Annotated in this window: 14 protein-coding genes; 11 read left to right on the forward strand and 3 right to left on the reverse strand. The window is 71.6% G+C overall.

Features of this window, described 5'->3' with window-relative positions; translation table 11 throughout:
* Positions 1–24 precede the first annotated feature (24 nt).
* Positions 25–1,365, reverse strand: a complete 1,341-nt coding sequence (locus FH609_RS26950) for a nicotinate phosphoribosyltransferase (protein ID WP_139673319.1) — start codon at positions 1,363–1,365, stop codon at positions 25–27.
* 133 nt (positions 1,366–1,498) lie between these two features.
* On the opposite strand from FH609_RS26950, the gene clpS reads away from it, so the two are divergent.
* From clpS to FH609_RS27000, 10 genes are all read left to right on the forward strand, one after another.
* Positions 1,499–1,792, forward strand: a complete 294-nt coding sequence (clpS, locus tag FH609_RS26955; RefSeq protein ID WP_139673316.1) for an ATP-dependent Clp protease adapter ClpS — start codon at positions 1,499–1,501, stop codon at positions 1,790–1,792.
* Positions 1,792–2,397 (forward strand): DUF2017 domain-containing protein, encoded by a 606-nt coding sequence (locus tag FH609_RS26960; protein ID WP_139673119.1) that lies wholly within the window; start codon positions 1,792–1,794, stop codon positions 2,395–2,397. The genes clpS and FH609_RS26960 overlap by 1 nt, the downstream gene beginning before the upstream one ends.
* Before the next feature lie 58 nt (positions 2,398–2,455).
* A complete protein-coding gene (locus FH609_RS26965; RefSeq protein WP_139673115.1) occupies positions 2,456–4,039 on the forward strand; it encodes an alanine/glycine:cation symporter family protein in 1,584 nt (527 codons plus the stop codon).
* A gap of 61 nt (positions 4,040–4,100) precedes the next feature.
* Positions 4,101–4,532 (forward strand): Mov34/MPN/PAD-1 family protein, encoded by a 432-nt coding sequence (locus FH609_RS26970; RefSeq protein ID WP_139673111.1) that lies wholly within the window; start codon positions 4,101–4,103, stop codon positions 4,530–4,532.
* 253 nt (positions 4,533–4,785) lie between these two features.
* Complete coding sequence (locus FH609_RS26975) at positions 4,786–5,064, forward strand: MoaD/ThiS family protein (protein WP_122185054.1); 279 nt, start codon at positions 4,786–4,788, stop codon at positions 5,062–5,064.
* Complete coding sequence (locus FH609_RS26980) at positions 5,064–6,014, forward strand: PLP-dependent cysteine synthase family protein (RefSeq protein WP_139673108.1); 951 nt, start codon at positions 5,064–5,066, stop codon at positions 6,012–6,014. Before FH609_RS26975 ends, FH609_RS26980 begins: the two co-directional genes overlap by 1 nt.
* Positions 6,015–6,076: 62 nt before the next feature.
* Positions 6,077–7,291 carry a rod shape-determining protein RodA gene (gene rodA / locus FH609_RS26985; protein ID WP_139673105.1) on the forward strand — a complete coding sequence of 405 codons (1,215 nt, stop codon included), beginning with the start codon at positions 6,077–6,079 and terminating at the stop codon, positions 7,289–7,291.
* A 148-nt stretch (positions 7,292–7,439) separates the two neighbouring features.
* Positions 7,440–8,195: an MBL fold metallo-hydrolase gene (locus FH609_RS26990; protein WP_139673102.1), complete on the forward strand. Its 756-nt coding sequence runs from the start codon at positions 7,440–7,442 to the stop codon at positions 8,193–8,195.
* 89 nt (positions 8,196–8,284) lie between these two features.
* A complete protein-coding gene (rph, locus tag FH609_RS26995; protein WP_139673099.1) occupies positions 8,285–9,016 on the forward strand; it encodes a ribonuclease PH in 732 nt (243 codons plus the stop codon).
* A 59-nt stretch (positions 9,017–9,075) separates the two neighbouring features.
* Positions 9,076–9,447 (forward strand): hypothetical protein, encoded by a 372-nt coding sequence (locus FH609_RS27000; RefSeq protein ID WP_139673097.1) that lies wholly within the window; start codon positions 9,076–9,078, stop codon positions 9,445–9,447.
* 428 nt (positions 9,448–9,875) lie between these two features.
* On the opposite strand, the gene FH609_RS27005 is transcribed toward FH609_RS27000, so the two are convergent.
* Both FH609_RS27005 and FH609_RS27010 read right to left on the reverse strand, forming a co-directional pair.
* Complete coding sequence (locus tag FH609_RS27005; protein ID WP_139673094.1) at positions 9,876–10,313, reverse strand: VOC family protein; 438 nt, start codon at positions 10,311–10,313, stop codon at positions 9,876–9,878.
* Positions 10,314–10,346: 33 nt separating this feature from the next.
* Complete coding sequence (locus FH609_RS27010) at positions 10,347–10,790, reverse strand: helix-turn-helix transcriptional regulator (RefSeq protein ID WP_139673091.1); 444 nt, start codon at positions 10,788–10,790, stop codon at positions 10,347–10,349.
* A gap of 356 nt (positions 10,791–11,146) precedes the next feature.
* Between FH609_RS27010 and FH609_RS27015 the strand changes: the two genes are divergently transcribed.
* On the forward strand, positions 11,147–12,535 hold the full coding sequence (locus tag FH609_RS27015; protein ID WP_226961977.1) for an ABC transporter substrate-binding protein: 1,389 nt from the start codon (positions 11,147–11,149) through the stop codon (positions 12,533–12,535).

Below are 12,535 nucleotides of genomic sequence, written 5' to 3' on the forward strand. Positions count from 1 at the left end.
GCACGAGCCTACTGGGCGGAACGCTCAGGCGAGGGGCGTCAGATAGCGGGTCGGCAGCACCGGCTCGCCCCGGGAGAGCTGGCGGGCCGACAGCGGCAGCGCCGCGCGGGCGCTGACGTGGCGTTCCCTGGCCGCGCCGAGCGGCTCGGCGCCGACCGGCTCGCCGTTCCGCACCAGCTCGACGCCCAGCCGGCGGTCGGCCAGCTCGTCGGGGATCTCGCCGGTGCCGATCACCTCGGCCTCGGCGACCCCGCGCTCGTCCACCGGCCGGGCCGCCCACTTCACGCCGGCCACCGAGAGCTTGCCGCCCAGCGACTTCTTGGCGACCGGCCGCAGCGGCGCCTCCGGATCGTCGCCTTCGGCGCGGGCCACCAGCTTGTAGACCATCGAGCAGGTCGGGTGGCCCGAGCCGGTGACCAGCTCGGTGCCGACCCCGTAGGCGTCCACCGGCGCGGCGGCCAGCGAGGCGATGGCGTACTCGTCGAGGTCGCTGGTCACCACGATCCGGGTGCCGGTCGCGCCCAGCTCGTCGAGCTGTCGCCGCACCTCGTGCGCCACCACCAGCAGGTCGCCCGAGTCGATCCGCACCGCGCCCAGCTCGGGCCCGGCGATCTCGACGGCGGCGCGCACCGCCTCGGCCACGTCGTAGGTGTCGACGAGCAGCGTGGTGGAGCGGCCGAGCGAGGCGACCTGGGCGGTGAACGCGTCCCGCTCGGTGTCGTGGAGCAGCGTGAACGCGTGCGCGCTGGTGCCCACGGTGGGGATGCCGTAGCGGAAGCCGGCGGCCAGGTCGGAGGTGGCCGAGAAGCCTCCGACATAGGCGGCCCTGGCGGCGGCCACCGCGCCCAGCTCGTGGGTGCGCCGGGCGCCCATCTCCATCAGCGGCCGGTCGCCGGCGGCCACCGCCATCCGGGATGCGGCGGCGGCCACGGCCGAGTCGTGGTTGAGGATCGACAGCACGACCGTCTCCAGCAGCACGCACTCGGCGAAGCTGCCCTCGACCGTGAGGATCGGCGAGCCGGGGAAGTACACCTCGCCCTCCGGATAGCCGCGCACGGAGCCGGTGAAGCGGTAGGTGGCGAGCCAGTCGAGCGTCGGCCCGTCGACCACCTCCTGGCGGTCGAGGAAGTCGAGCATCTCGGGCTCGAAGCGGAAGCTGGCCACCGCGTCCAGCACCCGCCCGGTGCCGGCCACCACCCCGTAGCGGCGGCCCTCGGGCAGCCGGCGGGTGAAGACCTCGAACACCGAACGCCGGTGCGCGGTGCCCGCCCGGAGCGCGGCCTGCAACATGGTCAGCTCGTACTGGTCGGTGAAGAGCGCGGTCGAGGGCACCTTCACCGGCAGCGTGGTCGGCCAGTGGTCCATGACGTCCATGGCGCGAGTGTACCCCCGATCTCGTCAATCTGACGATATCTCTTCGCCCGGCGCCCGTCGGGTCGCTGTCCTGGGCGTTTGGGTTCGGCAGGCGGGGTGATGGCAGCATGGAGGGGTGACTGCCATGCCCGTGGAGATCGAGCGCACCGAGGAGCAGTCGGCGTCCGAGCAGGCGCCGGCACCGGACGTCCCATGGGTCACCGTGGTGCACAACGACCCGGTGAATCTGATGAGTTACGTGACCTATGTCTTCCAGACGTATTTCGGCTATTCGAAGGACAAGGCCAAGAAGCTGATGCTTGACGTCCACCACAAGGGGCGGGCCGTGGTCTCCCAGGGCAGCCGCGAGGAAATGGAGCGGGACGTGCAGGCGATGCACGGCTACGGGCTCTGGGCGACGCTCCAGCGGGACCGCTGATGCCTGGCTACTTCGAGCGGCTGCCCGGCGGCGAGGGCGGCGCCTCGGTCACCCTGGATGACGGCGAGATCTCCGTTCTTCGCAGCCTGACCGTTCAGCTTCTTGAGCTGATCGGTCCCGATCAGGGCGAACCCGAGAATGCCGATCCGTTGAACGCGCTCTTTGCCGAGGGCCCCAGCGAGCCGCCCTCCGACCCCGCGCTGGCGCGGCTGTTTCCCGACGCCTACGGAGACCCGGAGTCCCCGCCCGATCCGGCGGCGCGCACCCGTTCGGCCGAGTTCCGTCGATTCACCGAGAGCGATCTTCGTACCCAGAAGCGGGACCGGCTGCTGGCCATGGTGCGCGCCCTGGACGAGGCGCGGAGCGCGCGGCCCGAGGCGGGCGGCGAGGCCGTGCTGACGCTGGACCGGGCGGCCTCGGACCGCTGGCTCGGCGGGCTCAACGACCTCCGGCTGGTGATCGGCGCGCGGCTCGGAATCGAGGACGAGTCCACCACCGAAAAGCTGTTCGACCTTCCGGACGAGGACCCCAGAAAACCCATGGTGATCGCCTTTCTCTGGCTGGGGAGCCTTCAGGAGACCCTGGTGGAGACTCTTCTGCCGTGAGTTCCATTCGCGGATAACCTGACGGTGTTTTTATTTCGCGCACCGTCAGGGGTATCGCATGGCAGGCCAGCACTCCTGGACCGATGAGATCGATCAAACGGTCAACAATCTCTTCGAACCGGTCAGTCGGGCGCTGACCCAGGTGGTCTTCTATGAAATCGAACTCTTTGGCGGACCCTTTCCGCTGATCGTGGGCTGGCTCGCGGTCGCCGGGCTGGTCTTCACGGTGCTCTTCGGTTTTGTGCAGATCCGTCACCTGCCGCTGGCCCTGAAGTTGGTGCGCGGCCGCTACGAGCAGCCGGACGCCCCCGGCGAGGTCACCCACTTCCAGGCGCTGACCTCGGCCGTCTCCGGCACGGTCGGGCTCGGCAACATCGCGGGCGTGGCCATCGCCGTCTCCATCGGCGGCCCGGGCGCCACGGTGTGGATGATGCTCTGCGGCTTCCTCGGCATGGCCAGCAAGTTCGTCGAGTGCACCCTCGGCGTCCGCTACCGCGAGATCGACCAGCACGGCCGGGTCTCCGGCGGCCCGATGCACTACCTCCGCAAGGGCCTGGCCGAACGCGGGCTGCCCCGCCTTGGCGGCACGCTCTCGCTGCTCGCGGCCGTCACGATCCTGTTCTTCGCGTTCTTCGGCGGGAACCTCTTCCAGGTCAACCAGAGCCTGGAGCAGCTGGTCGCCGTCACCGAGGACCACACCTCGTTCTTCGCCGGCTCCGGTGGCGCGCTGCTCTTCGGCACCGTGGTCGCGCTGCTCGCCGGGCTGGTGCTGGTCGGCGGCATCCGCGCGATCGGCCGGGTGACCAGCCGGCTCGTGCCGGCCATGTCGATCCTCTACTGCGCGGCCTGCCTGGTGGTGATCGGCTGCAACGCCACGGCGGTCCCCGACGCCGTGGCCACCATCTGCCGCGAGTCCGTCAGCCCCGAGGGCGTCGCCGGCGGGGTGGTGGGCGCGCTGATCGTCGGCTTCCAGCGGGCGGCGTTCTCCAACGAGGCGGGCGTCGGCTCGGCGCCCATCGCGCACTCGGCCGTCAAGACCAAGCGGCCGGCGACCGAGGGCCTGGTCGCGCTGATCGAGCCGTTCCTCGACACCGTGGTGATCTGCACCATGACCGCGCTGACCATCGTGGTGGCCGGCGGGCCGCTCTACCAGGAGGCCAGGGAGCGGGTCGCCTCCGGCGAGGCCGTCGAGGGCAACAGCGTCGGCATCTCCATCACCTCGGACGCCTTCGAGACGGCGCTGCCCGGCTTCCCGTACGTGCTGACGCTGGCGGTCTTCCTCTTCGCGTTCGCCACGATCATCACCTGGGGCTACTACGGTCTCAAGGCGTGGACGCACCTGTTCGGCCCCGGCCGGCTGGCCGACGGCAGCTACAAGGCGCTGTTCTGCCTGCTCACCGTCGGCGGCGCGCTGCTCTCGCTGGGCACCCTGGTCGACCTGGCGGACGCGTTCCTCTTCCTGGCGGCGGTCTGCAACATCATCGGGCTCTATCTGCTGGCGCCCGTGGTCCGCGCCGAGCTGCGCAAGGTGCTCACCTATGTGCGGCGGCGGGACGCCGGGGACAGCGAGGAGCAGATCGAGGCGGACGAGCGGGCCGCCGAACAGGCCGAGTCGGCCGAGGACATCACGCTGGCCAAGTAGCCCCGGGCCCGGTCCGGCTCCCGGTCGGCCGGGCGGCGCGGCGGCGTCCTAGGCTGGCCCCATGTTGACCATCACGGCGGCCCTGCGCGACCAGATCATCGCCCACGCCCGGGCGGACCACCCCGACGAGGCCTGCGGCGTCATCGCTGGCCCGGTCGGCTCCGACCGCCCGGAGCGCTTCGTCCCGATGCTCAACGCGGCCCGCTCGCCCACGTTCTACGAGTTCGACTCGATGGACCTGCTGCGGCTCTACCGGGAGATGGACGACCGCGACGAGGAGGCCGTCGTCGTCTACCACTCGCACACCGCGACCGAGGCGTACCCGTCCCGCACCGACGTCTCCCTCGCCCAGGAGCCCAACGCGCACTACGTGCTGGTCTCCACCGCCGAGAGCGGCGACGGCGAGGGCCCGGTCCCGTTCCGGTCGTTCCGCATCGTGGACGGCGAGATCACCGAGGAGGAGGTCCGGGTGGTCGAGTCCTACCGGGGCTGACCCGCCGACGCCCGGCACCGAGGCACAACGGCGCTGGTCAGCGGCCTCCTTACGCGGTTCTGAGACGTCCACGTTCGTATGCTGAACGGTCTCGATCGCCCATCCGGGAATCGATACGATGACGCCATGGTTCTCCCGGACGTGAGCGACTCCCGACCGCAGGCCGAGTGTCCCGTGGTTCGTTGACCGGCCGGTCCGGTCGCCCACCGCCGAAGCAAGTTCCGCGTCCGTCTGTCCCTCTCTGGAGTCCTTCATGGCCATCGAGGTCCGCATCCCGACCATCCTCCGCACCTACACCGACGGCCAGAAGGCCGTGACCGGCAACGGGAAGACGATCGAGGAGCTGTTCACCGACCTGGAGGCCAACCACCCGGGCATCCGCGAGCGGCTGGTGGACGGCGAGCAGCTGCGCCGCTTCGTCAACGTCTACCTCAACGACGAGGACGTCCGCTTCCTCGACGGCATCGCCACCCCGCTCAACGACGGCGACAGCGTCACCATCCTGCCGGCGGTCGCCGGGGGCATGGGCTGATGCGCTTCGACAGCGCGCTGGCCTCCGTCGGGAACACCCCGCTGGTGCGGCTGCCCCGGCTCTCGCCCAGCGAGGAGGTGCGGATCTGGGCCAAGTTGGAGGACCGGAACCCGACCGGTTCGATCAAGGACCGTCCCGCGCTGTACATGATCGAGCAGGCCGAGAAGGACGGCCGGCTCACCCCCGGCTGCACCATCCTGGAGCCGACCTCGGGGAACACCGGCATCTCGCTGGCCATGGCGGCCCGGCTCAAGGGATACCGGATCGTCTGCGTGATGCCGGAGAACACCTCGGCCGAGCGGCGTCAGCTGCTGTCGATGTGGGGCGCCGAGATCATCTCCTCGCCGGCCGCCGGCGGCTCCAACACGGCGGTGCGGGTCGCCAAGGAGTTGGCCGACCAGCACCCGGACTGGGTGATGCTCTACCAGTACGGGAACCCGGACAACGCGGGCGCCCACTACGCCACCACCGGGCCCGAGATCCTCGCCGACCTGCCCTCGGTCACCCACTTCGTCGCCGGCCTCGGCACCACGGGAACGCTGATGGGCGTCGGCCGGTACCTGCGCGAGCAGCGCCCCGACATCGAGGTCGTCGCCGCCGAGCCGCGCTACGACGACCTGGTCTACGGCCTGCGGAACCTGGACGAGGGCTTCGTTCCGGAGCTGTACGACGACTCCGTGCTGACCACCAGGTACTCCGTCGGCTCCGAGGACGCGGTGCGCCGGGTGCGGCAGCTGCTGGACGAGGAGGGCATCTTCGCCGGCGTCTCCACCGGCGCCGTGCTGCACGCCGCGCTGGGCGTGGGCCGGAAGGCGGTCGCCGCGGGGAGGCCGGCGGACATCGTCTTCGTGGTCGCCGACGGCGGCTGGAAGTACCTGTCCACCGGGATCTACGAGGCGGCCTCCACCGAGGAGGCCGTCGAACGCCTCCAGGGCCAGCTCTGGGCCTGAGGCTCCCCTCGCGGGGTGACGCCCCCGCCCGGAGTTGACGCTGCGGAGTGGATCGGACACGTATGGTCATTTGTGTGACCGTGCGCAGCTACACCCTCTCCGCCCCTCCCCCCACCGGCGAGCAGAGCGTCTGGCGGCTGATGACCGCCAGGGGCTCGCTCGCCCGACGGCTGGACTGGCCGCTGACGCTCTCGGCCGTGGCCCTCACCACCCTCGGCACCCTGCTGGTCTACTCGGCGACCCGCAACCGCACCGACCTCAACAACGGCGAGCCCGAGTTCTTCCTGATGCGGCAGCTGCTCAACGTCGCCATCGCGCTCGGGCTGTGCGCCCTGGTCGTCTGGTACGGCTATCTGCGGCTGCGGGCCGCCGTGCCGATGCTGTACCTGCTGTGCGTGGTGCTGTCGCTGCTGGTGCTGACCCCGCTGGGCTCCACCGTCAACGGCTCCCGCAGCTGGCTCCAACTCCCCGGCGGCTTCGCGTTCCAGCCCTCCGAGCTGGCGAAGATCGGGGTGATCCTCGCGATGGCGCTGCTGCTGGCGGCGCCCGGGGACAACGAGCGCAGGGACGGGCCCGACAGCCGCACCGTGCTCCAGGCGCTGCTGGTGGTCGCGGTCCCGGCGGCGCTGGTGATGCTGATGCCGGACGTCGGGCAGACCATGGTGCTCGCGGTGATCGCGCTGGGCGTGCTGGCCGCCTCGGGAACGGGCCGCGCGTGGATTCTCGGGCTGGTGACGCTGGGCGTGGCCGGCGCGGTCGCGGTGTGGCAGGTGGGGCTGCTCGACGAGTACCAGATCAACCGGTTCGCCGCGTTCGCCAACCCGGCGCTCGACCCGGCCGGCGTGGGATACAACACCAACCAGGCGCGGATCGCCATCGGCTCCGGCGGCCTCTTCGGGCAGGGCCTCTTCCACGGTAGCCAGACGCTGGGGCAGTTCGTGCCGGAACAGCACACCGACTTCGTGTTCACGGTGGCCGGCGAGGAACTCGGCTTTCTCGGTGCCGGACTGATCATCGCGCTGTTGGGCGTGGTGCTCTGGCGCGGCTGCCGGATCGCCAGGGAGGCGCCCGATCCCTATGGAACGATCGTCGCGGTCGGCATTGTCTCCTGGGTCGCGTTCCAGACCTTCCAGAACATGGGGATGGCGCTGGGGATCATGCCGGTGACCGGGCTTCCGTTGCCGTTCCTGTCGTATGGCGGTTCCTCGATGTTCGCCATCTGGATCGGTGTCGGACTGCTGCTCGCAATTCGCGTTCGTTCGCGTACCAGAATGTGAGCGAACGCTTCGAGCTGGTGTTTTGTGACACCGGCCGCACTGGTCACAGAAGTTGGTGATTCCGCCCACACCCGGGCCCGCGCGATGCCCGGCGGGCCGGTTGGCGACTTAGAGTCGTTCGAACCCCACAACGGAGGTTCCCCGGTTTATGAAGCTCACCGTCGTCGGCTGCTCGGGGTCGTTCCCGTCCACGGACTCGGCCTGCTCCAGCTACCTCGTCGAGGCCGAGGGCTACCGGCTGCTCCTCGACCTGGGCAACGGCGCCCTCGGCGAGCTACAGAAGTACTGCGGGCTGTATGACATCGACGCCATCGCGCTCAGTCACCTCCACCCCGACCACTGCATCGACATGACCGGCTACTTCGTGGCCCGTTACTACCGGCACGAGGGCGGGCGGCCGGCGCGGGTCCCGGTGTACGGGCCGACCGGCACGGAGCGGCGGCTGATCACCGCCTACGACGACGTGCCGGAGGAGTCCTCGATGCGGGAGGTCTTCGACTTCCACACCCTCGGCGGGATGGGCGCGTTCCGCCTCGGGCCGCTGACCGTGCGCACCGCGCGGGTCAACCACCCGGTGGAGACCTACGGCTTCCGGATCGAGCACGCCGGCCGCTCGCTGTGCTACTCGGGGGACACCGGCACCTGCGGGGAGCTGACCCAACTCGCCTCCGGCGTCGACCTGTTCCTGTGCGAGGCGTCGTTCACCCAGGGCAAGGAGGACGCCCCCGACGTGCACCTCAACGGGCGCGAGGCCGGCGGCTGCGCGCAGCGGGCCGGCGCCGAGCGGCTGGTGCTCACCCACATCCCGCCGTGGACCGACGCCCAGGTGAACCTCGGCGACGCCAAGGCCACCTTCGACGGACCGGTCGAACTGGCGCGCCCCGGCGCCGTCTACGAGATCTGACGGTCCGTCCACCGCGCCGTGAACGGGCCGCCGCCGGCGGCCGGAATCCGGGGATCGGCGCAGGCCGGACGCCGGATAGGCTCGCTTCCATGTCTCGCATCGACGGCCGGACGGCCGACCAGCTCCGCCCCGTGACCATCGAACGCGGCTGGAGCAAGCACGCGGAGGGCTCGGTACTGGTCTCCTTCGGCGACACCAGAGTGCTGTGCACGGCCAGCGTCACCGAGGGGGTGCCCCGCTGGCGGCGGGGCAGCGGGGAGGGCTGGGTCACCGCCGAGTACGCGATGCTGCCGCGCGCCACCAACACCAGGGGCGACCGCGAGTCGGTGCGCGGCAAGATCGGCGGCCGCACCCACGAGATCTCCCGGCTCATCGGCCGTTCGCTGCGCGCCGTGGTCGACTTCCGCGCGCTGGGCGAGAACACGGTGGTGCTGGACTGCGACGTCCTCCAGGCCGACGGCGGCACCAGGACGGCGGCGATCACCGGCGCCTATGTGGCGCTGGCCGACGCGGTGGCCTGGGGCCGGGGCAGGAAGTTGATCAAGGGCAGGAACGAGCCGCTGACCGGCCAGGTCGCCGCCGTCAGCGTCGGCATCGTGGACGGGACCCCGCTGCTCGACCTCGCCTACACCGAGGACGTGCGGGCCGGGACCGACATGAACGTGGTCTGCACCGACTCCGGCGCGTTCGTCGAGGTGCAGGGCACCGCGGAGGGCGCGCCGTTCCAACGGGCCGAGCTGGACGCGCTGTTGGACCTGGCGGCGGGCGGCTGCGCGCGGTTGGCCGAGGCGCAGCGGGCGGCGCTGGCCGAGTCCGCCTGACGGCCCCGACAATGGGGGAGGGCAGGGCGGAACGGCCGTCCGGCGGAGGGGAGTTTGACGTGAGGACCATCCGGATGGGCCTGTCCGGCGGCGCGGTCGCGGTCGCGGCGGCGTTCGGCACCCTGGGCTGTGACCTGCAACGCGCCGTGGACTGCACGCGGTTGGCGCTGGAGGTGTCCAACAGCGTGGACGCCCTCGGGCGGGCGCTCGACTCGGAGGACCCGACGGGCTTCCTGGACGCGGCGGACGCCGCCGAGAACGACCTGAACGAGCTGTCGGCCGACGTCTCCGACACGGACGTTCGGGACGCGGCCGACTCGGTGGGCGAGGCGATCGACAACGTCCGCGCCGGGGTCGCCGACGGCGACGTCCCGGACCTGTCGCCGCTCAACGCGGCGGTGGACGAACTGACGTCGGCCTGCACGGCGTAGGCCTTGCCGGCCGGGACCGGGGCCACGGGCCCGGGGGGCCCGTGGCCGGGGTGGTCGGTTCGGCGAGGGCCCGGCCGGTGATCTTGCCGTTGCGGCGAGCGGTGGCCCTCGCGGGGTGATTGGTGTGGCGGGGGTCTCAGCCGGTGGTCTTGCCGTTGCCGGAACTGGTTACCTGGGTGGGGCAGTTGGTGAGGTTCGGTCGGTGGCGCCGTCGTTGCCGTGCCCGGACGCCCGGGCGAGGTGGTTGGTACGGCGGGGGCCCCGGCCGGCGGCCCCCGCCGCTGCCGCAACTGGTTGCCCGGCCGGGGTGGCTGGTTCGGCCGGGGGCCCGGCTGGACCGAGATCCGGGGTGGGGCACCGGGCCTGGCGGCCCGGGTTGCCCCGGTTGCCCGGAGTGCCCGGCCCGGGCGTGGTCCGCTCCGCGCGGGTCAGGTTCGTTCCGGGTCGAACTCCAGCACCTGGGTGAGGCGGATGTTGTTGCCCGACGGGTCACGGAACGAGGTGTCGATCCCGTACGGCTGCGCCGTCGGCGGGTCGTTGAACTCGACGCCTCGGGCGGACAGTTCGTCGTACGCGGCCTCGCAGTCGTCGGTCTCCAGGAACAGCGTGCCGCCCGCGCCCTTGGCCACCAGCTCCGACAGCCGCGCACTGTTCGCCGCGTCCAGCATCGGCTGCCCGGGCACCGGCATCAGCACCAACGCCGGGCCCTCCCCGCCGGGCGGGCCGACGCACAGCCAACGGAAGGCCCACTCCTCCATCGTCACGTCGGACCGCACCTCCCAGCCGAGCTTCTTCGTGTAGAAGTCGAGCGCCGCGTCCTGGTCATGCACCCAGAACTGTGCGTTGGCGATCCTGATACTCGTCATGGCCGCTCCTGGTTCGATTGCCTGGGTCCGAGGCTAGGCGGCCTCTGACCTGGCGTCTTCTCGAAACGTGCGGTTCTGCGGCCGGCCGTAGGCCATCGCCACACAGCGGGGGATGCGCAGGTGCCGGGCGGCGGGCGGGTGGGCCGCCCGGTACGCCTGCGGGGTGGTTCCGTACATCCGGCGGAAGCTCGTCGTGAACGACCCGATGCTCCGCACCCCGACCGCCGCGCCGATGGCGGCCACCGTCCAGTCGGTCGCCCGCAGCAGCGCCGCGGCCCGCTCCAGGCGGCGGGTCAGCAGGTACTGGTGCGGCGACTCCCCGAACGCGGCCTTGAAGCAGCGGCTGAAGTGGGCCGGGGAGAGCGCGGCGGCGGCTGCCATGTCGGCCACGGTGAGTGTCTCTGAGTAGCGCGCGTCCGCGAGATCCCTGGCGCGCAGCAGATGGCGAGCGATCGGAACATGAGCCACGCGTCTCATTGTGCGCCCGGTCCACCGCCGCCGAACGCCCGTGTCGGCGGCCGGGTGGGGCCCGTTCAGCGCGGTGGAGCCGAGCAACGGCGTCACGCCGGACTTCGCCCGAGCCCACCTGGCCGGGGCTTCCCGGCCCGGGCCATCCGGTCGGGGCGCGCAGCGCCCCGCCGGCCTTGGCCCCGCCTGGCGCCGCGCGCCATCCCCGAGCCCGCCCGGCCAGGGCACCGTTCGTTGGGTCGAACGTTCCCCGATTTCTCGAACGCGACCCTTGACGGCGTAGAAAGCGCGTTCCTAGCGTGTGGCGGTGCCGGCCGTCGTCCCAGGCGGGCCGGCGTGAGCACGCTGGCAAAGGAGCTGGTGGCGTGGTTCCGCGCGTCCCGAAGTCCCCCCACTTCCGTAGCCACTTCAACGAGCCGGTCTCCCGCAGGTCCCTGCTGCGGGCCGGCGCAGGACTCGGGGCCGCCGCCGTGCTCCCGCCGGCGCTGGCCGGCTGTGCCGGCGGCCGGGCCGCCGAGCCGCGCACCTCGGGCGAGGTGGAGCTGGCGTTCTGGACCCACGACGAGGCGTACGCCGACTTCTTCGAGATCTCCGCCGACATCGCCGAGCGGGAGACCGACTTCCGCTACCGGCTGCGGCTGAGCCGCGCCGGCGCCGACGACCTGGTGACCAAGACCATCGCGCAGGCCATCGCCGGCCGGGGCACCCCGGACGTCATCGGCCTGGAGATCGGCACGTTCCCCCGGCTGCGGCGCGGGGTGCTCGCCGAGGAGCTGCTGACCGACCTCACCGACCACATCGGGGACGCCGCCGACGACCTGTTGCCCTCGCGCACCGCCCCGTTCAGCCAGGACGGCCACCTCTACGCGCTCGACTCGGACGCCCCGCTGGTCGTCTACTACTACCGCGCCTCCGAGTTCGAGCGGCTGGGCATCCCGGCCGACCTGGAGACCTGGGAGGAACTGGCCGAGGCGGGCGCGTTGGCGCACCGCCGGCACGGGGTCTCGCTGGGCGCGGTGCCGGTGGGCAGCGAGGCGGGCTCCAACACGCAGGGCTTCGAGATGCTGCTGTTGCAGCGCGGCGGCCGGTTCTTCGAGGAGGACGGCTCGCTGGGCATCGAGACGCCGGAGGCGGAGGAGGTGCTGGGCTTCATCGCCGAGGGGCTGCGCACCGGCTTCCTCAGCAGCGTCGCCGGGCTGATGGCCCCGCCGATGCAGGCGGCGTTGGAGAGCGGCGCGGTGCTCGGCCAGTGGATGGCGACCTGGTACCGGATCTACGGCCTGGAGCCCAACGTCCCGGAGCAGGCCGGTCAGTGGCGCATCCGGCCGCTGCCAGCGTTCGCCGGCGGCGGGGTGCGCACCTCGTTCGCCGGCGGCACCGGCTTCGCCGCGATCCGCGGCAAGGAGAACACCCTGGCCGGCGTCGAGCTGGTGAAGGCCGCCTACCTCACCCCGTCCGAGCAGGTGCGCCGGTTCCGCGACCTGGGCTATCTGCCCACCCGCCGCTCCGTCTACGAGGACCCCGAACTGCTCGCCATCACCGACGCGTTCTGCGGCGACCAGCCCACGTTCGAGGTCTACCGCGAGCTGATCGACGAGGCGCCGGCGATCTATCTGAGCCCCGACAAGTCCACCCTGGACACGGTCCTCAGCGGCTATCTGCTCCAGGCGTATCGCGGGGAGATCTCGCCCCGCGACGCGCTGGCCAGGGCCGCCGACGACTTCCGGGGCCAGACCCGCAACTCCCGCGACTGA

The sequence above is a fragment of the Streptomyces sp. 3MP-14 genome, from assembly GCF_006334905.2.
GTDB classification, from domain to species: Bacteria; Actinomycetota; Actinomycetes; order Streptomycetales; family Streptomycetaceae; genus Streptomyces; species Streptomyces triticirhizae.